The sequence below is a fragment of the Streptomyces sp. SP18CS02 genome (assembly GCF_036322365.1).
Taxonomy (GTDB): domain Bacteria; phylum Actinomycetota; class Actinomycetes; order Streptomycetales; family Streptomycetaceae; genus Streptomyces.
In genome coordinates this window covers 1-19,729 of sequence record NZ_JAQYXC010000295.1, presented here as the reverse complement: position 1 = coordinate 19,729, position 19,729 = coordinate 1, and the positions used below count along the sequence as shown (strand labels likewise).

At 67.0% G+C, this 19,729-nt stretch carries 33 protein-coding genes; 2 read left to right on the top strand and 31 right to left on the bottom strand.

The window, feature by feature from the left end; genetic code table 11:
- Window positions 1-49 precede the first annotated feature (49 nt).
- On the top strand, window positions 50-955 hold the full coding sequence (locus PUR26_RS26850) for a hypothetical protein (RefSeq protein WP_329875994.1): 906 nt from the start codon (window positions 50-52) through the stop codon (window positions 953-955).
- Here PUR26_RS26850 and truA read toward each other — a convergent pair.
- From truA to rpsJ, 31 genes are all read right to left on the bottom strand, one after another.
- Window positions 920-1,783, bottom strand: a complete 864-nt coding sequence (gene truA, locus PUR26_RS26845) for a tRNA pseudouridine(38-40) synthase TruA (RefSeq protein ID WP_329875992.1) — start codon at window positions 1,781-1,783, stop codon at window positions 920-922. The genes PUR26_RS26850 and truA overlap by 36 nt on opposite strands.
- 81 nt (window positions 1,784-1,864) lie before the next feature.
- Window positions 1,865-2,365: a 50S ribosomal protein L17 gene (gene rplQ, locus PUR26_RS26840; RefSeq protein WP_329875990.1), complete on the bottom strand. Its 501-nt coding sequence runs from the start codon at window positions 2,363-2,365 to the stop codon at window positions 1,865-1,867.
- Window positions 2,366-2,526: 161 nt separating this feature from the next.
- The gene (locus PUR26_RS26835; RefSeq protein WP_003956430.1) at window positions 2,527-3,549 is read right to left on the bottom strand and encodes a DNA-directed RNA polymerase subunit alpha; all 1,023 of its coding nucleotides are present in this window, start codon (window positions 3,547-3,549) and stop codon (window positions 2,527-2,529) included.
- 190 nt (window positions 3,550-3,739) lie between these two features.
- Entirely contained in the window at window positions 3,740-4,144 is a 405-nt protein-coding gene (gene rpsK, locus PUR26_RS26830) for a 30S ribosomal protein S11 (protein WP_003956432.1), read from the bottom strand.
- A gap of 98 nt (window positions 4,145-4,242) precedes the next feature.
- Window positions 4,243-4,623, bottom strand: a complete 381-nt coding sequence (rpsM, locus tag PUR26_RS26825; protein WP_004946638.1) for a 30S ribosomal protein S13 — start codon at window positions 4,621-4,623, stop codon at window positions 4,243-4,245.
- A gap of 193 nt (window positions 4,624-4,816) precedes the next feature.
- On the bottom strand, window positions 4,817-4,930 hold the full coding sequence (rpmJ, locus tag PUR26_RS26820) for a 50S ribosomal protein L36 (protein WP_003956441.1): 114 nt from the start codon (window positions 4,928-4,930) through the stop codon (window positions 4,817-4,819).
- A gap of 61 nt (window positions 4,931-4,991) precedes the next feature.
- Window positions 4,992-5,213, bottom strand: a complete 222-nt coding sequence (gene infA, locus PUR26_RS26815) for a translation initiation factor IF-1 (protein WP_003956442.1) — start codon at window positions 5,211-5,213, stop codon at window positions 4,992-4,994.
- A gap of 164 nt (window positions 5,214-5,377) precedes the next feature.
- Complete coding sequence (gene map / locus PUR26_RS26810) at window positions 5,378-6,214, bottom strand: type I methionyl aminopeptidase (RefSeq protein WP_329875986.1); 837 nt, start codon at window positions 6,212-6,214, stop codon at window positions 5,378-5,380.
- Window positions 6,215-6,364: 150 nt separating this feature from the next.
- Window positions 6,365-7,015 carry an adenylate kinase gene (locus PUR26_RS26805; protein ID WP_329875984.1) on the bottom strand — a complete coding sequence of 217 codons (651 nt, stop codon included), beginning with the start codon at window positions 7,013-7,015 and terminating at the stop codon, window positions 6,365-6,367.
- On the bottom strand, window positions 7,015-8,334 hold the full coding sequence (gene secY / locus PUR26_RS26800) for a preprotein translocase subunit SecY (protein ID WP_329875982.1): 1,320 nt from the start codon (window positions 8,332-8,334) through the stop codon (window positions 7,015-7,017). The genes PUR26_RS26805 and secY overlap by 1 nt, the downstream gene beginning before the upstream one ends.
- 234 nt (window positions 8,335-8,568) lie before the next feature.
- On the bottom strand, window positions 8,569-9,024 hold the full coding sequence (gene rplO, locus PUR26_RS26795) for a 50S ribosomal protein L15 (RefSeq protein WP_329875980.1): 456 nt from the start codon (window positions 9,022-9,024) through the stop codon (window positions 8,569-8,571).
- A gap of 1 nt (window position 9,025) precedes the next feature.
- Window positions 9,026-9,208 carry a 50S ribosomal protein L30 gene (rpmD, locus tag PUR26_RS26790; protein ID WP_005481207.1) on the bottom strand — a complete coding sequence of 61 codons (183 nt, stop codon included), beginning with the start codon at window positions 9,206-9,208 and terminating at the stop codon, window positions 9,026-9,028.
- A complete protein-coding gene (gene rpsE, locus PUR26_RS26785) occupies window positions 9,208-9,813 on the bottom strand; it encodes a 30S ribosomal protein S5 (RefSeq protein ID WP_005313527.1) in 606 nt (201 codons plus the stop codon). The genes rpmD and rpsE overlap by 1 nt, the downstream gene beginning before the upstream one ends.
- 43 nt (window positions 9,814-9,856) lie before the next feature.
- A complete protein-coding gene (gene rplR, locus PUR26_RS26780) occupies window positions 9,857-10,240 on the bottom strand; it encodes a 50S ribosomal protein L18 (RefSeq protein ID WP_329875977.1) in 384 nt (127 codons plus the stop codon).
- Window positions 10,241-10,243: 3 nt separating this feature from the next.
- A complete protein-coding gene (gene rplF, locus PUR26_RS26775) occupies window positions 10,244-10,783 on the bottom strand; it encodes a 50S ribosomal protein L6 (RefSeq protein WP_329875975.1) in 540 nt (179 codons plus the stop codon).
- Window positions 10,784-10,804: 21 nt separating this feature from the next.
- Complete coding sequence (gene rpsH / locus PUR26_RS26770; RefSeq protein WP_329875973.1) at window positions 10,805-11,203, bottom strand: 30S ribosomal protein S8; 399 nt, start codon at window positions 11,201-11,203, stop codon at window positions 10,805-10,807.
- Window positions 11,204-11,412: 209 nt separating this feature from the next.
- Window positions 11,413-11,598 carry a type Z 30S ribosomal protein S14 gene (locus tag PUR26_RS26765; RefSeq protein ID WP_003956452.1) on the bottom strand — a complete coding sequence of 62 codons (186 nt, stop codon included), beginning with the start codon at window positions 11,596-11,598 and terminating at the stop codon, window positions 11,413-11,415.
- Window positions 11,599-11,601: 3 nt separating this feature from the next.
- Window positions 11,602-12,159, bottom strand: coding sequence for a 50S ribosomal protein L5 (gene rplE, locus PUR26_RS26760; RefSeq protein WP_019888759.1), 558 nt, complete (start codon window positions 12,157-12,159; stop codon window positions 11,602-11,604).
- Entirely contained in the window at window positions 12,159-12,482 is a 324-nt protein-coding gene (gene rplX, locus PUR26_RS26755) for a 50S ribosomal protein L24 (protein ID WP_329875940.1), read from the bottom strand. Before rplX ends, rplE begins: the two co-directional genes overlap by 1 nt.
- Before the next feature lie 2 nt (window positions 12,483-12,484).
- Window positions 12,485-12,853: a 50S ribosomal protein L14 gene (gene rplN / locus PUR26_RS26750; RefSeq protein ID WP_003956455.1), complete on the bottom strand. Its 369-nt coding sequence runs from the start codon at window positions 12,851-12,853 to the stop codon at window positions 12,485-12,487.
- Window positions 12,854-12,988: 135 nt separating this feature from the next.
- The gene (gene rpsQ / locus PUR26_RS26745) at window positions 12,989-13,273 is read right to left on the bottom strand and encodes a 30S ribosomal protein S17 (protein ID WP_329875938.1); all 285 of its coding nucleotides are present in this window, start codon (window positions 13,271-13,273) and stop codon (window positions 12,989-12,991) included.
- Window positions 13,273-13,497, bottom strand: coding sequence for a 50S ribosomal protein L29 (gene rpmC / locus PUR26_RS26740; protein WP_329875936.1), 225 nt, complete (start codon window positions 13,495-13,497; stop codon window positions 13,273-13,275). Before rpmC ends, rpsQ begins: the two co-directional genes overlap by 1 nt.
- A complete protein-coding gene (gene rplP, locus PUR26_RS26735; protein WP_329875934.1) occupies window positions 13,497-13,916 on the bottom strand; it encodes a 50S ribosomal protein L16 in 420 nt (139 codons plus the stop codon). Before rplP ends, rpmC begins: the two co-directional genes overlap by 1 nt.
- 5 nt (window positions 13,917-13,921) lie before the next feature.
- Entirely contained in the window at window positions 13,922-14,764 is an 843-nt protein-coding gene (gene rpsC / locus PUR26_RS26730; RefSeq protein WP_329875932.1) for a 30S ribosomal protein S3, read from the bottom strand.
- Complete coding sequence (gene rplV / locus PUR26_RS26725) at window positions 14,764-15,111, bottom strand: 50S ribosomal protein L22 (RefSeq protein ID WP_004571827.1); 348 nt, start codon at window positions 15,109-15,111, stop codon at window positions 14,764-14,766. Before rplV ends, rpsC begins: the two co-directional genes overlap by 1 nt.
- Before the next feature lie 41 nt (window positions 15,112-15,152).
- Window positions 15,153-15,434: a 30S ribosomal protein S19 gene (gene rpsS, locus PUR26_RS26720; protein ID WP_019888752.1), complete on the bottom strand. Its 282-nt coding sequence runs from the start codon at window positions 15,432-15,434 to the stop codon at window positions 15,153-15,155.
- Window positions 15,435-15,446: 12 nt separating this feature from the next.
- Window positions 15,447-16,283, bottom strand: a complete 837-nt coding sequence (rplB, locus tag PUR26_RS26715; protein WP_329875930.1) for a 50S ribosomal protein L2 — start codon at window positions 16,281-16,283, stop codon at window positions 15,447-15,449.
- Window positions 16,284-16,322: 39 nt separating this feature from the next.
- A complete protein-coding gene (gene rplW, locus PUR26_RS26710; RefSeq protein WP_329875928.1) occupies window positions 16,323-16,646 on the bottom strand; it encodes a 50S ribosomal protein L23 in 324 nt (107 codons plus the stop codon).
- Window positions 16,646-17,296, bottom strand: a complete 651-nt coding sequence (rplD, locus tag PUR26_RS26705; protein ID WP_329875926.1) for a 50S ribosomal protein L4 — start codon at window positions 17,294-17,296, stop codon at window positions 16,646-16,648. The genes rplW and rplD overlap by 1 nt, the downstream gene beginning before the upstream one ends.
- A gap of 8 nt (window positions 17,297-17,304) precedes the next feature.
- Window positions 17,305-17,949, bottom strand: coding sequence for a 50S ribosomal protein L3 (rplC, locus tag PUR26_RS26700; RefSeq protein WP_329875924.1), 645 nt, complete (start codon window positions 17,947-17,949; stop codon window positions 17,305-17,307).
- Window positions 17,950-17,962: 13 nt separating this feature from the next.
- The gene (gene rpsJ / locus PUR26_RS26695) at window positions 17,963-18,271 is read right to left on the bottom strand and encodes a 30S ribosomal protein S10 (RefSeq protein WP_003948644.1); all 309 of its coding nucleotides are present in this window, start codon (window positions 18,269-18,271) and stop codon (window positions 17,963-17,965) included.
- Between the two features lie 611 nt (window positions 18,272-18,882).
- Here rpsJ and PUR26_RS26690 point away from each other — a divergent pair.
- Window positions 18,883-19,729: hypothetical protein (locus tag PUR26_RS26690; protein ID WP_329875921.1), on the top strand; the 847-nt coding region annotated here is incomplete at its 3' end.

The window sequence follows — 19,729 nt, the reverse complement described above, 5'->3', positions numbered from 1 at the left end:
ATTGTCCCCGTGGACCCGGCGATCCCCCAACCGGATTAGGATGCGCGGCATGAGCTTTGGGGGACCCCAGTGGCCGCAGGAGCCGCACCAGCAGAACGACCGGTACGACGAGCCCTACGGACAGCGGTACGACCCGCGGCCGGGGTTCGGCGGTCCCGACACCCCGGACTGGAGCGCCCTGGCCGAGGCCTCGGCCGCCCGGACGCGCCGTAAGCGCTGGCTGCTCATCGGCGGCGGGGTGCTCGCCACCGCCGCGGTGGCCTCCATCGTGGCGGTGGCCGTCGTCTCCACGAACAGCGGCAGCACCAACGCCTCGGCCAAGAACGGCGCCGCGCCCGTGCTCCCCAGCGACAGCAGCCGGCCGCAGCCGTCCTTCTCCTCGGTGGCCCCGCCGCCCCCGCCCAACCCGAAGGACTTCATCTCCAGCGCCCAGAAGGACAAGGCACCGCTCAGCCCCGAGTCGCTGTTCCCGGGCAAGAAGCTCACCATGGGCGACCGCGTCTACCTCAAGGGCGCGATCTCCTCCACCACCGACTGCGCCTCGGTCACCCAGGGCGGCCTCGGCGGGGTCCTGAGCAAGCACGGCTGCGAGCGGGTCATCCGCGCCACGTACCAGAAGGACGGCGTCGCCATCACCGTCGGTGTGGCGCTCTTCGACACCGAGGCCTCGGCCGTGAAGGCGAAGGAGCAGGCCGCGGGCGGCATCGCGCCGCTCGCCGGGGCGGGCGTCGGCGACTTCTGCCGCGCCACGGTCTGTCTGCGCCGCGCCAACTCCCTGGGCCGGTACGCCTACTTCACCCAGGCCGGCTGGTCCAGCGGCAAGAAGGTGACCACCGGTGACGAGCTCGTCTTCAAGACCAGCGACGACCTGGGCACCTTCACCTTCAACCAGGTCTACGCCCGCGGCCGGGCGCAGGCCTCAGCAGCAGCCACCGCTCCCGCCGGCGGCCAGTGACCGCTTGTTGCGCGCCTCCCGGTTGCGGGCGGCGAGCAACTCGTCGGCGGGGTAGCCGACTTCCTCCAGCGTGAGTCCGTGCGGCCGTACGACGTGCACCGCCGAGTCGCGCACGCCCGCCGCCAGGACCTTGCCGGGCCAGTCGGCGGGGCGGTGCCCGTCGCCGACGAACAGCAGCGCGCCCACCAGCGAGCGCACCATGTTGTGGCAGAAGGCGTCGGCCCGCACGGTCGCCTCCAGCACCCCGCCGGGCAGCCGGACCCAGGACAGCTCCTGGAGGGTACGGATGGTGGTGGCGCCCTCACGGCGCTTGCAGTACGCCGCGAAGTCGTGCTCACCCACCAGCCGCCGGGCCGCCTCGTTCATGGCGTCCACGTCCAACGGCCAGTCGTGCCACAGGACGTGGCCGCGCAGCAGCGGGTCGACACCGCCCGGGTTGTCGGTGACCCGGTAGGCGTACCGCCGCCAGATCGCCGAGAACCGCGCGTTGAACCCGCTCGGGGCCTCCTCGACCCTCCACACCCGCACGTCGTGCGCGAGGCGCCCGGCCAGCCGCCGCAGCAGCTTGTCCCGGTGCTCGGCCCACACGGCCTCGGGCAGGTCGACATGGGCCACCTGGCCGCGCGCGTGCACACCGGCGTCGGTGCGGCCGGCCACGGTCAGCTCATAGGTCTCGGAGGACCGCGTCACCGTCCGCAGGGCGTCCTCGATGTCACCCTGCACGGTCCGCCGTCCGCCGGCCTGCTTGGCCCAGCCGGAGAAGTCCTTCCCGTCGTACGACAGATCCAGCCGTACCCGGACCCGGCCGGGCTCCACCTCATCGCTCACGCGACAGATCCTCTCGATGCAGTACAACGCGGAACGGGCCCACCCCCGTGAGGGGGCGGGCCCGTAAGCCGTTCAGAACGCTCAGGCGTCCTTGGCCTCGTCGGCCGGCTTGGCGTCCTCGGCGACCTCGGCCTCGTCGGCCTTGGCAGCGTCCTTGGCGTCCGCTTCCTTCACCGCGCGCTTGGCAGCGGCCTCGGCCTCGGCGACGGTCGCCTTCTTGGCGATCTCACCCTCGACCAGCTCGATGACCGCCATCGGGGCGTTGTCGCCACGACGGTTGCCGATCTTCGTGATGCGGGTGTAGCCACCCGGGCGCTCGGAGTAACGCGGAGCGATCTCGGTGAAGAGGGTGTGGACGATGCCCTTGTCGGTGATCGTCTGCAGCACCAGGCGACGGTTGTGGATGTCGCCCTTCTTCGCCTTGGTGATCAGGCGCTCGGCGACCGGACGCAGGCGGCGGGCCTTGGCCTCGGTGGTGGTGATGCGGCCGTGCTCGAACAGCGACTTCGCGAGGTTCGCGAGAAGCAGCTTCTCGTGCGCGGCGCTGCCGCCCAGACGGGCACCCTTGGCGGGCTTCGGCATGGTGTTTCTCCTTGTGATCTGCACCGGCCGTGTCAGGTACCGGTGTCAGCCTGTGCGAGAGACGTCGCCCCTCGCGCGCCCCGGCGGTGCCGGGAGGTATCGGTCACGGGTCCTCCCGGCGGGGGCGCCTGCGCGCCCCGTCGGGAGGACCCGGTTACTGCTCAGTACTGCTCGGTCTCCACGAAGCCCGCGTCCGCGTCGTCGTCGGCGCCGAAGGCGTCGGCGGCAGCGGTCGGGTCGAATCCGGGCGGGCTGTCCTTCAGGGCCAGGCCCATGCCGGCCAGCTTCGCCTTGACCTCGTCGATCGACTTCGCACCGAAGTTGCGGATGTCGAGCAGGTCGGCCTCGGAGCGCGCCACGAGCTCACCCACGGAGTGGATGCCCTCACGCTTGAGGCAGTTGTAGGAACGAACGGTGAGCTCGAGCTCCTCGATCGGCAGCGCCAGGTCCGCGGCGAGGGCGGCGTCCGTCGGGGACGGGCCCATGTCGATGCCCTCGGCGTCGATGTTGAGCTCGCGCGCCAGACCGAACAGCTCGACCAGGGTCTTGCCGGCGGACGCCATGGCGTCACGCGGGCGCATGGCCTGCTTGGTCTCGACGTCGACGATCAGCTTGTCGAAGTCGGTGCGCTGCTCGACACGGGTCGCCTCGACCTTGTACGTGACCTTGAGCACCGGCGAGTAGATGGAGTCGACCGGGATACGGCCGATCTCCTGGCCCACCTGCTTGTTCTGCACGGCGGAGACGTAGCCGCGACCGCGCTCGACGGTCAGCTCCATCTCCAGCTTGCCCTTGCCGTTGAGCGTGGCGAGCACCAGGTCGGGGTTGTGCACCTCGACACCGGCCGGCGGGGCGATGTCCGCAGCGGTGACCAGGCCGGGACCCTGCTTGCGCAGGTACATCACGACCGGCTCGTCGTGCTCCGAGGAGACGACCAGCTGCTTGATGTTGAGGATGAGGTCGGTGACGTCCTCCTTGACGCCCGGCACGGTGGTGAACTCGTGCAGGACACCGTCGATGCGGATGGACGTGACCGCCGCACCCGGGATCGAGGAGAGGAGCGTACGGCGCAGGGAGTTGCCGAGCGTGTAGCCGAAGCCCGGCTCCAGCGGCTCGATGACGAACCGCGAGCGGTACTCGTCGACGACCTCTTCGGTCAGCGAGGGACGCTGAGCGATCAGCATGGTGTGAATCCTTCAGTCATGGACACCCACTATTTGATGTCCTGAGGTACTGCTGGTACTGCAAGGGTACGGGCGGCACGCCCCCGAAGGGCCGTACCGCCCGGTCCCGTACAAGCGATCAAGCAGCTTGTGCGTCAGACGCGGCGACGCGGATCATCCCCGCGAAGGCGGGAATGGGCGCCGCCCCGGATCAGACGCGGCGACGCTTGGGGGGACGGCAGCCGTTGTGCGGCGTGGGGGTGACGTCCTGGATCGAGCCGACCTCGAGGCCGGTGGCCTGGAGGGAGCGGATCGCGGTCTCACGGCCGGAGCCGGGACCCTTGACGAAGACGTCGACCTTGCGCATGCCGTGCTCCTGCGCGCGGCGGGCGGCCGACTCGGCGGCCATCTGCGCGGCGAAGGGGGTGGACTTGCGCGAGCCCTTGAAGCCGACGTGGCCGGCGGAGGCCCAGGAGATCACGTTGCCGGACGGGTCCGTGATCGAGACGATCGTGTTGTTGAACGTGCTCTTGATGTGCGCGTGGCCGTGAGCGACGTTCTTCTTTTCCTTGCGGCGCACCTTCTTGGCAGCGCCCTGACGTCCCTTGGGGGGCATGTCTTAACTCCTACGGGAGGTGGTCGGTCCTACAGCGAAGACCGCTTGTACGCGGCGCCCGGGGATCCCCCCCGGGCCTCCGCAGTGTCCGCTGAGGACTACTTCTTGCCCGGCTTCTTCTTACCGGCGATCGCGCGACGCGGGCCCTTGCGGGTACGAGCGTTCGTGCTGGTGCGCTGGCCGTGGACCGGCAGACCGCGGCGGTGACGCAGACCCTGGTAGCAGCCGATCTCGACCTTGCGGCGGATGTCGGCCTGGATCTCGCGGCGGAGGTCACCCTCGGTCTTGAGGTTGGCGTCCACGTACTCGCGGATCTTGACCAGGTCCTCTTCGGCCAGGTCACGAACGCGGGTGTTCGGGTTCACACCAGTCGCGGCGAGAGTCGCCTTCGACTGGGTACGGCCGATACCGAAGACGTAGGTGAGTGCGACCTCCACACGCTTGTCGCGCGGGATGTCAACACCGGAAACGCGTGCCATTCAATGGCTCCTGTGTGTTCGGGGGTCTTCCGCAGTGCCACTCCCGGCCGCCGACCTCGCCTGCTCGGAGAGGTGGTACGTCCGGGTCCCCGGCCCCCGCCGGAGGTGTCGTCAGCCGTGGCTTGGACGGGCCCTGCGTATGTACGAATTACTTACGTCGCGCGAAGAACTGCGAGGTGCAGGTCGGCGTGCGTCAGCCCTGGCGCTGCTTGTGGCGCAGGTTGTCGCAGATGACCATGACCCGGCCGTGACGGCGGATCACCTTGCACTTGTCGCAGATCTTCTTGACGCTCGGCTTGACCTTCATGGGATGTGAGGTTCTCCGGGTCAGTGCCACCACCCACGCGCGAGCGGGGTGCGGGCAAGATCTACTTGTACCGGTAGACGATCCGGCCACGCGTCAGGTCGTACGGAGAGAGCTCCACCACGACCCGGTCATCCGGAAGAATACGGATGTAGTGCATCCGCATCTTGCCGCTGATGTGCGCGAGGACCTTGTGACCGTTCTGGAGCTCTACCTTGAACATGGCGTTCGGCAGGGACTCGATCACGGTGCCCTCGATTTCGATGGCACCTTGCTTCTTGGCCACGCTTCGCCTTTCGAATCGGCTACCTTGATCGACTCTCGCCTCCGTATGCGGACACACGGGTACACGAGAGCCGACGCATCAGTCTACGTCAGGCCATTCGAAAAGACGAATCGGGGAAGTGTGCCCACCCGGGGAGATCTTTACTCGGCCCTGGCCCCGCGGGCTCAGCCCAGCGGGTCCGGCGCCGCCGTGACACCCAGCTCGGCGAGCTTGGCGCGCCCGCCGTCGGGGGCGGTCAGCACCAGCGGGCCCTCCTCGGTCAGCGCGACCGAGTGCTCCCAGTGGGAGGACCAGGTGCCGTCCGTGGTGATGACGGTCCACTCGTCCGCCAGGACCTCCGTGCGGGCCGTGCCGAGGGACACCATGGGCTCGATCGCCAGGCAGAAGCCGGGCACCAGCTTGGGGCCCTTGCCCCGCTTGCGCGTGACGTAGTTCAGCAGGTGCGGGTCCATGTGCATCTCGGTGCCGATGCCGTGGCCGCCGTACTCCTCGATGATCCCGTACTTGCCGGTGGAGGGACGCGGCTGGCGGCGGATGTACGTCTCGATCGCCCGGGAGATGTCCACCAGACGGTTGCCGTTGCGCATCGCGGCGATGCCGGCCCACATCGACTCCTCGGTCACCCGGGAGAGCTCCAGCAGCTCCGGTGCGTGACCGGTTCCCACGAAGGCGGTGTACGCCGCGTCGCCGTGCCACCCGTCCACGATCGCACCGCAGTCGATGGAGATGATGTCGCCGTCCTTCAGGACGACGTCCTCGCTCGGGATGCCGTGGACGACGACCTCGTTCACGGAGGTGCAGATCGTCGCGGGGAACCCGCCGTAGCCCAGGAAGTTCGACTTCGCCCCGTGATCGGCGATCACCTTGCGGGCGACCTCGTCCAGGTCCTTCGTGGTGGCGCCCGGGACCGCCGCCTCGCGGGTCGCCGCGTGGATGGCGGCGACGACCAGGCCCGCCTCGCGCATCTTCGCGATCTGCTCGGGAGTCTTGATCTGCACCATGACGGCTGACGCCTTTCGGAAAAGTACGGGGTGACCCCACCACGATACGGCCGTCACCGGCCGGTCACGCCCCGGGCGAAGACTCAGGCCGCGGCACCCCCATGGGGTGCCGCGGCCTGAGTGGAAGACGTGCGGGAGACGCCGGGCGGACTACTTGCCGCGCAGAGCCCCCATCGCGCGCTCGGTCACGTCCTCGACCTTGCCGAGCGCGGGAATGGTGACGACGAGCCCCTGCGACTTGTAGTAGTCGATGATCGGCTCGGTCTGCGTGTGGTAGACCTCCAGCCGCTTGCGGACGGTCTCCTCGGAGTCGTCGTCGCGCTGGTACAGCTCGCCGCCGCAGGAGTCGCAGACGCCCTCGGCCTTCGGCTTCTTGTACTCGACGTGGAAGGTGTGCGCGCTGTCGTTGCGGCAGGTACGCCGGCCGGCGATCCGCTTCACGACCTCGTCCTCCGGGACCTCCAGGTCCAGGACCGCGTCCAGCTTCATGCCCTCGCGCTCCAGCATGGCGTCGAGCGCCTCCGCCTGGGCGACGTTGCGCGGGAAGCCGTCCAGCAGGAAGCCGTTCTCGGCGTCCGGCTGTTCCATGCGGTCCTTGGCCATCCCGATGGTCACCTCGTCGGGCACCAGGTTGCCGGCGTCCATGAACGCCTTGGCCTGCTTGCCCAGCTCCGTGCCCTGACTGATGTTGGCACGGAACAGATCACCCGTGGAGATGTGCGGAATCGACAGGTTCTTGGCAAGGAACGCGGCCTGCGTACCCTTGCCCGCACCGGGCGGTCCGACGAGGACGATTCGCATCAGCGGAGGAACCCTTCGTAATTGCGCTGCTGGAGCTGGCTCTCGATCTGCTTCACGGTCTCCAGCCCCACACCCACGATGATGAGGATGCTCGTCCCGCCGAACGGGAAGTTGGCATTGGCCCCGCCGAAGCCCGCCAACGCCATCGTCGGCACGAGAGCGATCAGACCCAGATACAGCGAGCCCGGCCAAGTGATTCGGTTGAGCACGTAGCTCAGATACTCGGCAGTAGGTCGACCAGCCCGGATACCCGGGATGAAGCCACCATACTTCTTCATGTTGTCCGCGACTTCCTCGGGGTTGAACGAGATCGCCACATAGAAGAAGGCGAAGAACACGATCAGAAGGAAGTACGTGGCGATGTAGTAGGGGTGGTCACCCTTGACGAAGTGGGCTTCGATCCAGGTCTTCCACCCTGCGGTGGAGCTGGAGAACTGGGCGATCAGCGCCGGGATGTAGAGCAGCGACGAGGCGAAGATGACGGGAATCACACCCGCCTGGTTCACCTTGAGCGGGATGTACGTGGACGTACCGCCGTAGGACCTGCGGCCGATCATGCGCTTCGCGTACTGCACCGGGATACGGCGCTGGGCCTGCTCGACGAAGACGACGAGGGCCACCATCACGAAGCCGATGAGGATGACGGTGCCGAACTCGATCCAGCCCTTGGCGAGCTTGCCGCTCTCCTTGATGGCCCACAGGGCGCCCGGGAAGCCGGCCGCGATCGAGATGAACATCAGGATCGACATGCCGTTGCCGATGCCGCGGTCCGTGATGAGCTCACCGAGCCACATGACGACGGCCGTACCGGCGGTCATCGTGATGACCATGGTGGCGGTGATGAAGATCGACTGGTCCGGCACCACGTCGTTGGCGACCGAGCAGCCGCTGAAGAGCGCGCCGGTGCGAGCGGTGGCGACGAGACCGGTTCCCTGGAGGATCGCCAGGGCGACCGTGAGGTAGCGCGTGTACTGCGTGATCTTCGCCTGGCCGGACTGCCCCTCCTTCTTCAGGGCTTCCAGCCGTGGAATGACCACGGTCAGCAGCTGAAGGATGATGCTCGCCGTGATGTACGGCATGATGCCGAGCGCGAAGATCGTGATCTGCAGCAGCGCCCCGCCGCTGAACATGTTCACGAGGCCGAACAGGCTGTTGTTGCCCTGCTGAGCCTGGTCCACACACATCTGCACGGCCTCGTAGCTGACGCCGGGCACGGGGATGTGCGCCCCGAGCCGGTACAGCACGATGATGCTGAGCGTGAAGAGCAGCTTCTTGCGCAGGTCGGGCGTCTTGAACGCCCGGGCGAACGCGGTGAGCACGGTGCCTCCTGCGACCCCCGCGCTAAGCGTCAGAGGTGACGGTCTTGAGGATCGACGAATACGGATCAGTCAGGGTCAGGCAAAAACCGCGTGGGCAGCCCAGCGGGCAGACCGCGCGGAAGTTAACACAGTGCACGCCACCTTACCGGCGACCATGCCCCCCTAGGAACGACCAACCGGGGATGCCCCTTTTGAGAGGCATCCCCGGTCGGATGTTCAAGCCATCGAGTCGTCTCAGACGAGCTCGGTGACGGTGCCGCCGGCGGCGGCGATCTTCTCCTTGGCGGAGCCGGAGACGGCGTCAACCGAAACCTGCAGCGCCACGGAGATCTCGCCCTGGCCCAGGACCTTGACGAGGCTGTTCTTGCGGACCGCGCCCTTGGCGACCAGGTCGGTCACCGTGACCTCTCCACCCTCGGGGTAGAGCGAGGCGAGCTTGTCCAGGTTCACGACCTGGTACTCGGTGCGGAACGGGTTCTTGAAGCCCTTGAGCTTCGGGAGACGCATGTGGAGGGGCATCTGCCCACCCTCGAAGCGCTCCGGAACCTGGTAGCGGGCCTTGGTGCCCTTGGTACCACGACCAGCGGTCTTACCCTTGGACGCCTCACCACGACCCACACGGGTCTTGGCGGTCTTGGCGCCCGGGGCGGGCCGGAGGTTGTGGGCCTTCAGCGGGTTGTTCTCCGCCATGTCAGTCAACCTCCTCAACCGTCACGAGGTGGCGGACGGTGTGCACCATGCCGCGGAACTCGGGGCGGTCCTCCTTGACGACCTGCGTGTTGATGCCCTTGAGACCAAGGGAGCGCAGGGTGTCGCGGTGGTTCTGCTTGCTGCCGATGTACGACTTCGTCTGCGTGATCTTGAGCTGCGCCATTACGCACCAGCCCCGGCACGCGCACGAAGCAGAGCCGCGGGGGCGACGTCCTCGAGGGGCAGACCACGGCGAGCCGCGATCTCCTCGGGACGCTGCAGACCCTTGAGGGCCGCCACGGTCGCGTGCACGATGTTGATCGCGTTGTCGGAGCCCAGGGACTTCGACAGGATGTCGTGAACGCCGGCGCACTCGAGCACGGCGCGCACCGGGCCACCGGCGATAACACCGGTACCGGGGGAAGCCGGCTTGAGCAGGACGACGCCCGCGGCCTTCTCACCCTGGATCGGGTGCGGGATGGTGCCCTGGATACGGGGGACCTTGAAGAAGTGCTTCTTGGCCTCCTCAACACCCTTGGCGATGGCGGCCGGCACCTCCTTGGCCTTGCCGTAACCGACACCCACGGTGCCGTCACCGTCGCCCACCACGACCAGCGCGGTGAAGCTGAAGCGACGACCACCCTTCACAACCTTGGCGACACGGTTGATCGCGACAACGCGCTCAACGTAAGCGGTCTTCTCGGCGGCAGCTGCGCCGCCGTCACGGCCCTTCCGGTCCCGCCGCTCGCCGCCACCGGCACCGCTTCCGCGGCGCTGGGGTCCAGCCATTGGAATTACCTCTCTTCGTTTTCCGCTGAGCTACGGAACCGGCTCAGAACTTCAGGCCGGCTTCGCGGGCGGCGTCCGCCAGGGCGGCGATGCGCCCGGCGTACTGGTTGCCGCCACGGTCGAACACGACAGCCTCGACGCCGGCGGCCTTGGCACGCTCGGCCACGAGCTGGCCGACCTGCTTCGCCTTCGCCGACTTGTCGCCTTCGCCGCCGCGGATGGACGAGTCCAGGGTGGACGCCGACGCGAGCGTGTGGCCCGCGATGTCGTCGATGACCTGAGCCGTGATCCCGCGGTTGGACCGCGTGACGACCAGGCGCGGACGCTCGGTCGTGCCCGCGATCTTCTTGCGGATGCGGATGTGGCGACGCTTCAGAGCAGCGCCCTTGTAGGCCTTGCCCTTGGCAATCTTCACGCCGTATGCCATGGCTTACTTACCAGCCTTTCCGACCTTGCGGCGGATGACCTCACCCGCGTACTTCACGCCCTTGGCCTTGTAGGGGTCGGGCTTGCGAAGCTTGCGGATGTTCGCGGCGACCTCGCCGACCTTCTGCTTGTCGATGCCCTCGACCGAGAACTTGGTCGGCGACTCGACCTTGAAGGAGATGCCCTCGGGGGCCTCCACCAGGATCGGGTGGCTGTAACCGAGCTGGAACTCCAGACCGGAGCCCTTCGCGGCAACGCGGTAACCGACACCGCTGATCTCGAGCGCCTTCACGTACCCCGCGGTCACACCGGTGATCATGTTGGCCACCAGCGTGCGGGACAGGCCGTGGAGGGCCTTGTTCTGACGCTCGTCGTTCGGACGGGTGACGTTGAGAACGCCGTCCTCGCCCTTAACGATCTCGATCGGCGCGGCAACGGTGTGGGAGAGGGAGCCCTTGGGGCCCTTCACCTGGACCGTACGGCCATCGATGGTGACGTCCACGCCGGCGGGAACCGTGATGGGGAGCTTGCCAATACGCGACATTAGCTATTCCTCCGTTCCCGACTACCAGACGTAGGCGAGGACTTCCCCACCCACGCCCTTCTTGCTGGCCTGCTGGCCGGTCAGGAGACCGTGGGACGTGGAGATGATCGCCACGCCCAGGCCGCCGAGGACCTTCGGCAGGTTGGTGGACTTCGCGTAAACCCGCAGACCGGGCTTCGAGATCCGCTTGATGCCCGCGATGGAGCGCTCACGGTTCGGACCGAACTTCAGCTCGAGGACGAGGTTCTTGCCAACCTCGGCGTCCTCGACCTTCCAGCCCGTGATGAAGCCCTCCTGCTGGAGGATTTCCGCGATGTGAGACTTGATCTTGCTGTGCGGCATCGTCACGGAGTCGTGGTACGCCGAGTTCGCGTTACGCAGACGCGTGAGCATGTCTGCGATGGGATCAGTCATGGTCATGAATTGGCCTTCGGCCTCTCTCGCCGGGGTTTCCTGTATGCGCCATCCCTCTCCCCACTCAGTGGCGGGACGGGTGCGGTGCGGGGACCTACGGCGTAGTAAGTCGGTCAGGGCGGCGGACGCCCAACCCTCCTAGCCTAAGCCATGGAGGGGCGGGCCACCGCCGACCCTTTGCTTACCGAGAGACTCCGGTTATCCCAAGTAGGGAATTACCAGGAGCTCTTGGTCACGCCCGGCAGCTCGCCACGGTGAGCCATCTCACGAAGGCACACGCGGCACAGGCCGAACTTGCGGTACACGGAGTGGGGACGACCGCAACGCTGGCAGCGCGTGTACGCACGCACGCCGAACTTGGGCTTGCGGGCGGCCTTGGCAATGAGAGCCTTCTTCGCCACGGCTCACGCCTCCTTGAACGGGAAGCCGAGGTGACGAAGGAGGGCGCGGCCCTCGTCGTCGTTGGTCGCCGTGGTCACCACGGTGATGTCCATACCCCGGACGCGGTCGATCTTGTCCTGGTCGATCTCGTGGAACATGACCTGCTCCGTGAGACCGAAGGTGTAGTTGCCACGGCCGTCGAACTGCTTCGGGGACAGACCACGGAAGTCGCGGATGCGCGGAAGCGCGAGCGACAGGGTGCGGTCCAGGAACTCCCACATGCGGTCGCCACGGAGCGTGACGTGGGCACCGATCGGCTGGCCCTCACGCAGCTTGAACTGCGCGATGGACTTGCGGGCCTTGGTGACGGCCGGCTTCTGACCGGTGATCGTGGTGAGGTCGCGGATGGCGCCCTCGATCAGCTTGGAGTCGCGGGCGGCGTCGCCCACACCCATGTTGACCACGATCTTGACGAGGCCGGGAACCTGCATGACGTTCTCGTAGGAGAACTCCTCACGCAGCTTGCCCGCGATCTCCTCGCGGTACTTCGTCTTCAGACGCGGAGTGGTGGTGGTAGCCATCAGATGTCCTCACCCGTCCGCTTGGCAACGCGGATCTTGTTGCCCTCGTCGTCGAAGCGGTAACCGACGCGGGTCACGACCTTGTTGCCGTCCTTCTCCACGACGAGCTGAACGTTGCTCACGTGGATCGGGGCCTCGGTCGTGATGATGCCGCCGGTCTGCGAACCGCGGGCGGTCTGGCCGGCCTTGGTGTGCTTCTTGACCCGGTTGACACCCTCGACCAGGACGCGGTCCTCACGGGGGAAGGCCGCGATGACCTTGCCCTGCTTGCCCTTGTCCTTACCGGTGATGACCTGAACCAGGTCGCCCTTCTTGATCTTCATGCTTACAGCACCTCCGGCGCGAGCGAGATGATCTTCATGAACTTCTTCTCGCGCAGCTCACGGCCGACCGGGCCGAAGATACGGGTGCCGCGAGGGTCGCCGTCGTTCTTCAGAATGACAGCGGCGTTCTCGTCGAAGCGGATGTACGAGCCGTCCTGGCGGCGGCGCTCCTTGACGGTGCGAACGATGACCGCCTTGACGACGTCACCCTTCTTCACGTTGCCACCGGGGATCGCGTCCTTGACGGTGGCGACGATGACGTCACCGATGCCCGCGTAGCGGCGACCGGAACCACCGAGAACACGGATGCAAAGGATCTCCTTGGCACCAGTGTTGTCGGCGACACGCAGTCGCGACTCCTGCTGGATCACGTCTATCTCCTGTTTGTCTGCCGGTTCCCGGCGGGGGCTTCGCTCCTAGGAGGTGAAGCCCCCGCCGAGCCTGGCGGAACTGACCCGAGGGAAACCCCTCGAGTGTGTCTTTTGGAATTCCCTCGCGGGAATTACCTACTTGGCCTTCTCGAGGATCTCGACGATGCGCCAGCGCTTCGTGGAGGACAGCGGCCGGGTCTCCATGAGGAGGACACGGTCGCCGACACCCGCGGCGTTCTGCTCGTCGTGGGCCTTGAGCTTGTTCGTACGGCGGATGACCTTGCCGTACAGCGCGTGCTTCACACGGTCCTCGACAGCGACGACGACGGTCTTGTCCATCTTGTCGCTGACGACCAGACCCTCACGGGTCTTGCGGAAACCGCGCTCGGTCTTGTTCTCAGTCACGTTGCTCTCGCTCATCAGGCGCTCTCCACCGTCTCGATGCCCAGCTCGCGCTCGCGCATCAGGGTGTAGATCCGGGCGATGTCCTTACGGACGGACTTGAGCCGACCGTGGTTCTCGAGCTGACCCGTCGCCGCCTGGAAGCGGAGGTTGAACAGCTCTTCCTTGGCCTCGCGGAGCTTGGCAACAAGCTCCTCGTTGCCCAGCTCGCGCAGATCGGACGCCTTGGTTCCGGCCGACATCACGCCTCACCTGCCTCGCGCCGGACGATGCGGCACTTCATCGGAAGCTTGTGAGCAGCGCGGGTGAGCGCCTCACGAGCAATCTTCTCGTTCGGGTAGGACAGCTCGAACATCACCCGGCCCGGGTGAACGTTCGCGACCCACCACTCCGGGGAACCCTTACCGGAACCCATGCGGGTCTCGGCAGGCTTCTTGGTGAGCGGGCGGTCCGGGTAGATGTTGATCCAGACCTTGCCGCCACGCTTGATGTGGCGGGTCATCGCGATACGAGCCGCCTCGATCTGGCGGTTGGTCACGTACGCCGGAGTCATGGCCTGGATGCCGTACTCGCCGAACGCAACCGTCGTACCACCCTTGGCCATACCGCGGCGCTTGGGGTGGTGCTGCTTGCGGTGCTTGACCCTACGGGGGATCAGCATTTCGGTCAGGCCTCCGTTCCAGTGCTCTCAGCCGGAGCGGCAGCGGCGGCGGGAGCGTCGGCCTTGGGGGCCTCGGCAGCCGGCGCGGACTGCTGCTGCGGCTTGCGACCGCGACCACCGCGCTCGCCACCACGGCCACCGCGGCCGGCCGGGCGGTCAGCGCCGCCACGAGCCGGACGGTTGCCGGCGCGGGCGGCGGCGTTCTCGGCGCGGACCTCGGCGATGTTCTTGACGTCGCCCTTGTAGATCCAGACCTTCACGCCGATGCGGCCGAAGGTCGTCTTGGCCTCGAAGAAGCCGTACTCGACGTTCGCGCGCAGCGTGTGCAGCGGCACACGACCCTCGCGGTAGAACTCCGAGCGGGACATCTCGGCGCCGCCGAGACGGCCACCACACTGGATCTTGATGCCCTTGGCGCCCGCCTTCATCGCCGACTGCATGCTCTTACGCATGGCGCGACGGAAGGAGACGCGGGAGGACAGCTGCTCCGCGACGGCCTGGGCCACGAGCTGAGCGTCGACCTCGGGGTTCTTGACCTCGAGGATGTTCAGCTGGACCTGCTTGCCCGTGAGCTTCTCGAGGTCGCCGCGGATGCGGTCGGCCTCGGCGCCACGGCGGCCGATGACGATGCCGGGACGCGCGGTGTGGATGTCCACACGCACACGGTCACGGGTGCGCTCGATCTCAACCTTCGAGATGCCGGCGCGCTCCATGCCGGACGTCATCATCCGACGGATGGCGACGTCTTCCTTGACGTAGTCCTTGTACAGCTTGTCGGCGTACCAGCGCGACTTGAAGTCGGTGGTGATACCGAGCCGGAACCCGTGCGGGTTTACCTTCTGGCCCATTACCGGGTTCCTTCCTTGCTGCTGACGACCACGGTGATGTGGCTGGTCCGCTTACGGATCCGGTAGGCACGGCCCTGGGCACGCGGACGGAACCGCTTCAGGGTCGGGCCCTCATCCACGTACGCCTCGCTGATGACCAGCGAAGAGGCGTCGGTGTGGTCGTAGTTGTGTGCAGCGTTGGCGATGGCGCTGTCCAGCACCTTGCCAACCGGCACGCTCGCGGCCTGCGGGGCGAAACGCAGGACCGCCTGAGCCTCCGTGGCATCCATGCCACGGATGAGGTCCACCACGCGGCGGGCCTTCATGGGCGTGACGCGGATGTACCGCGCCTGGGCCCTGGCTTCCATGGTTGTCCCTTCGGTGTAAGTCATAGTCGTTCCACCCCGCGTTAGCGGCGCTTCGACTTCCGGTCGTCCTTGACGTGGCCGCGGAAGGTGCGAGTCGGCGAGAACTCGCCGAGCTTGTGGCCGACCATCGACTCGGTGACGAACACCGGGATGTGGGTCTTGCCGTTGTGCACCGCGATCGTGTGGCCGAGCATGGCCGGGATGATCATCGAGCGACGGGACCAGGTCTTGATGACGTTCTTGGTGCCGGCTTCGTTCTGGGCGTCCACCTTCTTTACGAGGTGGTCGTCGACGAAGGGCCCCTTCTTGAGACTGCGCGGCATCTAAACCCGCTCCTAGCGCTTCTTGTTCGTCTTGCGGCGGCGGACGATGTACTTGTTGCTCGCCTTCTTGGGAGAACGAGTACGACCCTCCTTCTGACCCCACGGGGAGACCGGGTGGCGACCACCGGAGGTCTTGCCCTCACCACCACCGTGCGGGTGGTCAACCGGGTTCATCGCCACACCGCGGACGGTCGGGCGGACACCCAGCCAGCGCTTACGGCCGGCCTTGCCCCAGTTGATGTTCGACTGCTCGGCGTTGCCGACCTCGCCGATGGTGGCGCGGCAACGGGCGTCGACGAGACGGATCTCACCGGACGGCATACGAAGGTGGGCCATCGTGCCCTCCTTCGCCAGCAGCTGCACGGAGGCACCAGCGGAGCGCGCGAACTTGGCGCCGCCACCGGGACGGAGCTCGATCGCGTGGATCGTGGTACCGACCGGGATGTTGCGGAGGGCCAGGTTGTTGCCGGGCTTGATGTCGGCGCCGGGGCCGTTCTCGACCCGGTCGCCCTGCGAGAGGCCGCGCGGGGCGATGATGTAGCGCTTCTCGCCGTCCACGTAGTGGAGCAGCGCGATGCGCGCGGTGCGGTTCGGGTCGTACTCGATGTGAGCGACCTTGGCCGGCACGCCGTCCTTGTCGTGACGACGGAAGTCGATCACACGGTAGGCGCGCTTGTGGCCACCGCCCTGGTGACGGACGGTCACACGACCGGTGTTGTTACGGCCGCCCTTGCTGTGCAGGGGGCGGACCAGCGACTTCTCCGGCGTGGACCGCGTGATCTCGACAAAGTCGGCGACGCTGGAGCCACGACGGCCCGGGGTCGTCGGCTTGTACTTGCGGATACCCATTTCTCAGTCCTCGTCCGATTCCGGACGACACGACCTCCGTCAGGAGGTCGGGCCGCCGAAGATGTCGATACGGTCGCCCTCGGCAAGGGTCACGATGGCGCGCTTGGTGTTGGCGCGCTTGCCGAAACCGGTGCGGGTGCGCTTGCGCTTGCCCTGGCGGTTGATCGTGTTCACCCCGGTGACCTTGACCGAGAAGACCGCCTCGACGGCCTGCTTGATCTGGGTCTTGTTGGAGCCAGGCGCGACGATGAACGTGTACTTGTTCTCGTCCAGCAGGGCGTAGCTCTTCTCCGAGACAACCGGCTTGACGAGAATGTCGCGCGGGTCCGAGAAGGTCTTGCTGGTGACGACGGCCTCAGTCATCAGGCGTCGCTCCCTTCGGTCTCAGCGGTCTGGGGGCCAGACACGAAGGACTCGAGGGCGGCCTTGGTGAAGACCACGTCGTCAGAGACGATCACGTCGTACGTGTTCAGCTGGCCCGGCTCCAGGATGTGAACCTGGGGCAGGTTGCGGGCGGACAGCCACGCGGCCTCGTCGGCGCGCTCGACGACCAGGAGCAGGTTCTTGCGCTCCGAGATCTTGCCGAACAGCGTCTTCGCGGCCTTGGTGGAGACCTCACCCTCGACCACGCCGGTGACGACGTGGATGCGGGAGTGGCGCGCCCGGTCCGAGAGGGCACCGCGCAGGGCGGCGGCCTTCATCTTCTTCGGGGTGCGCTGCGAGTAGTCACGCGGCACGGGGCCGTGGACGACGCCACCGCCGGCGAACTGCGGAGCACGGGTCGAACCCTGACGGGCGCGGCCGGTGCCCTTCTGGCGGTACGGCTTCTTGCCACCGCCGCGGACTTCGCCACGGGTCTTGGTCTTGTGCGTGCCCTGACGGGCAGCGGCCAGCTGTGCGACGACGACCTGGTGGATCAGCGGAACGCTGGTCTTCGCGTCGAAGATCTCCGCGGGGAGCTCGACGGTCCCGGCCTTGTCGCCTGCCGGCGAAAGGATGTCAATGGTGCTCATCGGTTACCTCAGGCCCCCTTGGCCGCGGTACGGACCAGGACGAGGCCGCCGTTCGGACCAGGAACCGCGCCCTTGATGAGCAGCAGACCCTTCTCCGCGTCAACGGCGTGGACGGTCAGGTTCTGGGTGGTGACCCGCTCGTTGCCCATACGGCCCGCCATGCGGAGGCCCTTGAACACACGGCCCGGGGTGGCGCAGCCACCGATGGAACCGGGCGAGCGGTGCTTGCGCTGCGTGCCGTGACCGGCGCCGAGGCCCTTGAAGTTGTGACGCTTCATGACACCGGCGAAGCCCTTGCCCTTGCTCTTGCCGGTGACGTCGACCTTGACGCCCGACTCGAACACGGCAGCGGTGATCTCCTGGCCGAGCGTGTACTCGCTGGCGTCAGCGGTACGCAGCTCCACCAGGTGGCGGCGCGGGGTGACGTCGGCCTTGGCGAAGTGACCCTTGAGGGGCTTGTTCACCTTGCGCGGGTCGATCTCGCCGAAGGCGATCTGGACCGACTCGTAGCCGTCGTTGTCGTTGGTGCGGACCTGGGTGACGACGCAGGGCCCGGCCTTGACGACGGTCACCGGGACAACCCGGTTGTTCTCGTCCCAGACCTGGGTCATGCCGAGCTTCTCGCCCAGGACGCCCTTAATGTTCTTAGCCATCTCGCGCGTCACCTCAGAGCTTGATCTCGATGTCGACGCCGGCCGGCAGGTCGAGGCGCATGAGCGAGTCAACCGTCTTCGGCGTGGGGTCGAGGATGTCGATGAGGCGCTTGTGCGTGCGCATCTCGAAGTGCTCGCGCGAGTCCTTGTACTTGTGCGGCGACTTGATGACGCAGTACACGTTCTTCTCAGTGGGCAGCGGCACCGGGCCCGCGACCGACGCACCAGTGCGCGTCACCGTCTCGACGATCTTCTTCGCCGAGGAGTCGATGACCTCGTGGTCGTAGGCCTTGAGCCGGATGCGGATCTTCTGTCCCGCCATGGCTACTCAGTAGTCCTGTCTCTCGTAACGCTCTGGAACCTGATGGGCTGCACCTCTTGCGAAGTACCGCTCCGTCTCCGACCCACGCGGTCGGGCGTGTCGCATTCCCTCTACGAAGATCTCCCGAAGGATTTCCCAACCAAGGGGTTGCGGGCCCTGGGACCGCCGGCCGGGGGCGGAACACCCACCGGGTGCCTGGTAGGCGCCCCGCTGACACTTCCCGGAAGATTCCCGTACGTCCGCCCCTGATCAGAGGCGACGAGTACTGTGGGACTCGCTTCCGGTCCTCCCGGCGGGAGGCGCGCAGCATCGGCACTCAACCGAGCAACCCGGACAGTCTGCCACACGGGACCCAGCCGGCGCCAATCGAGCCGATGAGCTTACCCCTCGTTGGATCACGGTCAAACCGCTCCGGCCGCGAGCCGCGCCCGCGCCGCCCCTCGCGCGCGATGCCCAGTGTCCGGTATTCGCCACTCCTCCACCCTTGCGGGTGAATGCGTCCGGGAATCCTACTTTCACGCTTTCCCGTGTGCATAGGGTCGCGCCGCAATGACCCTCAGGCATGTGCCGTGGGCATGTTCCGGTACTGCCGCAACCCCTCAGGAACCTCCATGGTCAGCTCGCCCCACGAGGCGATGCACCGCATCTTCCAGGAGTGCCCGGAGCTCTTCTCCCGGGTCTCCGAGCTGCTGGGCGTCCCGTTCGACCCGCCCCTGGCGGTGACCGTCCTGCCGACGGACCTCACCGAGGCCCAGCCCGTCGAACGGCGTGTCGACACGCTCCTGCGCTTCGACACGCGGGAGGGGCCCTTCCTCCTCGCCGTCGAGGCCCAGGGCAAGAAGGACCCCTCCAAGCCGGCCAGCTGGGCCTACTACCTCTCGTACCTGTACACGAAGTACCGGCAGCCGCCCGTCCTGCTGGTGGTCTGCCAGGACCGGGCCACCGCCGAATGGGCGGCACGACCCGTCCGCATCGGCCCCCGGCAGTGGGCCTCGCTCACCCTGAAACCCCTGGTGGCAGGCCCGCACAACATGCCAGTGATCAAGGACGTGGCCGAGGCCGGCAAGGACCTGGCCTTCGCGACACTGGCGGCGATCACTCACGCTGCCGACCCGGACGTCGGTGCCATACTCAAAACGCTCTCCAGCGCACTGCGTGAGGCCCCCGAAGACCTCTCGATCGTTCTCACCGAACTCACCGCACAGGGCCTGGGCAAGCGCCCGGCCGCAGAACAGTGGAGGACCCTGATGGCCGTGGACATGTCGTTCTTCAAGTCGCCGATCATGCGGGACTACACGGAGGAGGTCCGGGCCAAGGGCCGGGCCGAGGACATCCTGATCATCCTGGAGCAGCGCGGCATCTACGTCAGTGACGAGGTCCGTGAGCGGATCGTCGGCAGCACAGAACCCGAGCTCCTGCTCCGCTGGCTCACCCGCGCGGTCAGCGCCACGTCCGCCG

Excerpts from the sequence above, each read along its gene's own strand:
- rpsH (WP_329875973.1), bottom strand. The coding sequence starts at position 11,203 with ATGACCATGACTGATCCCATCGCAGACATGCTCACGCGTCTGCGTAAC.
- rpsS (WP_019888752.1), bottom strand. The coding sequence starts at position 15,434 with ATGCCGCGCAGTCTCAAGAAGGGGCCCTTCGTCGACGACCACCTCGTA.
- rplP (WP_329875934.1), bottom strand. The coding sequence starts at position 13,916 with ATGCTGATCCCCCGTAGGGTCAAGCACCGCAAGCAGCACCACCCCAAG.
- map (WP_329875986.1), bottom strand. The coding sequence starts at position 6,214 with ATGGTGCAGATCAAGACTCCCGAGCAGATCGCGAAGATGCGCGAGGCG.
- rplW (WP_329875928.1), bottom strand. The coding sequence starts at position 16,646 with ATGACTGAGGCCGTCGTCACCAGCAAGACCTTCTCGGACCCGCGCGAC.
- rpsC (WP_329875932.1), bottom strand. The coding sequence starts at position 14,764 with ATGGGCCAGAAGGTAAACCCGCACGGGTTCCGGCTCGGTATCACCACC.
- rplQ (WP_329875990.1), bottom strand. The coding sequence starts at position 2,365 with ATGCCGAAGCCCGCCAAGGGTGCCCGTCTGGGCGGCAGCGCCGCGCAC.
- rplX (WP_329875940.1), bottom strand. The coding sequence starts at position 12,482 with ATGAAGATCAAGAAGGGCGACCTGGTTCAGGTCATCACCGGTAAGGAC.
- PUR26_RS26835 (WP_003956430.1), bottom strand. The coding sequence starts at position 3,549 with ATGCTGATCGCTCAGCGTCCCTCGCTGACCGAAGAGGTCGTCGACGAG.
- rplB (WP_329875930.1), bottom strand. The coding sequence starts at position 16,283 with ATGGGTATCCGCAAGTACAAGCCGACGACCCCGGGCCGTCGTGGCTCC.
- PUR26_RS26805 (WP_329875984.1), bottom strand. The coding sequence starts at position 7,015 with ATGCGAATCGTCCTCGTCGGACCGCCCGGTGCGGGCAAGGGTACGCAG.
- rpmJ (WP_003956441.1), bottom strand. The coding sequence starts at position 4,930 with ATGAAGGTCAAGCCGAGCGTCAAGAAGATCTGCGACAAGTGCAAGGTG.
- rpsE (WP_005313527.1), bottom strand. The coding sequence starts at position 9,813 with ATGGCTGGACCCCAGCGCCGCGGAAGCGGTGCCGGTGGCGGCGAGCGG.
- rpmC (WP_329875936.1), bottom strand. The coding sequence starts at position 13,497 with ATGTCGGCCGGAACCAAGGCGTCCGATCTGCGCGAGCTGGGCAACGAG.
- rplR (WP_329875977.1), bottom strand. The coding sequence starts at position 10,240 with ATGGCATACGGCGTGAAGATTGCCAAGGGCAAGGCCTACAAGGGCGCT.
- rplF (WP_329875975.1), bottom strand. The coding sequence starts at position 10,783 with ATGTCGCGTATTGGCAAGCTCCCCATCACGGTTCCCGCCGGCGTGGAC.
- rplE (WP_019888759.1), bottom strand. The coding sequence starts at position 12,159 with ATGGCTACCACCACCACTCCGCGTCTGAAGACGAAGTACCGCGAGGAG.
- PUR26_RS26850 (WP_329875994.1), top strand. The coding sequence starts at position 50 with ATGAGCTTTGGGGGACCCCAGTGGCCGCAGGAGCCGCACCAGCAGAAC.
- rpsJ (WP_003948644.1), bottom strand. The coding sequence starts at position 18,271 with ATGGCGGGACAGAAGATCCGCATCCGGCTCAAGGCCTACGACCACGAG.
- rplD (WP_329875926.1), bottom strand. The coding sequence starts at position 17,296 with ATGAGCACCATTGACATCCTTTCGCCGGCAGGCGACAAGGCCGGGACC.
- rplC (WP_329875924.1), bottom strand. The coding sequence starts at position 17,949 with ATGGCTAAGAACATTAAGGGCGTCCTGGGCGAGAAGCTCGGCATGACC.
- rpsM (WP_004946638.1), bottom strand. The coding sequence starts at position 4,623 with ATGGCACGCGTTTCCGGTGTTGACATCCCGCGCGACAAGCGTGTGGAG.
- rplO (WP_329875980.1), bottom strand. The coding sequence starts at position 9,024 with ATGGCGGAGAACAACCCGCTGAAGGCCCACAACCTCCGGCCCGCCCCG.
- rpmD (WP_005481207.1), bottom strand. The coding sequence starts at position 9,208 with ATGGCGCAGCTCAAGATCACGCAGACGAAGTCGTACATCGGCAGCAAG.
- rpsQ (WP_329875938.1), bottom strand. The coding sequence starts at position 13,273 with ATGAGCGAGAGCAACGTGACTGAGAACAAGACCGAGCGCGGTTTCCGC.
- rpsK (WP_003956432.1), bottom strand. The coding sequence starts at position 4,144 with ATGCCCCCCAAGGGACGTCAGGGCGCTGCCAAGAAGGTGCGCCGCAAG.
- rplV (WP_004571827.1), bottom strand. The coding sequence starts at position 15,111 with ATGGAAGCCAGGGCCCAGGCGCGGTACATCCGCGTCACGCCCATGAAG.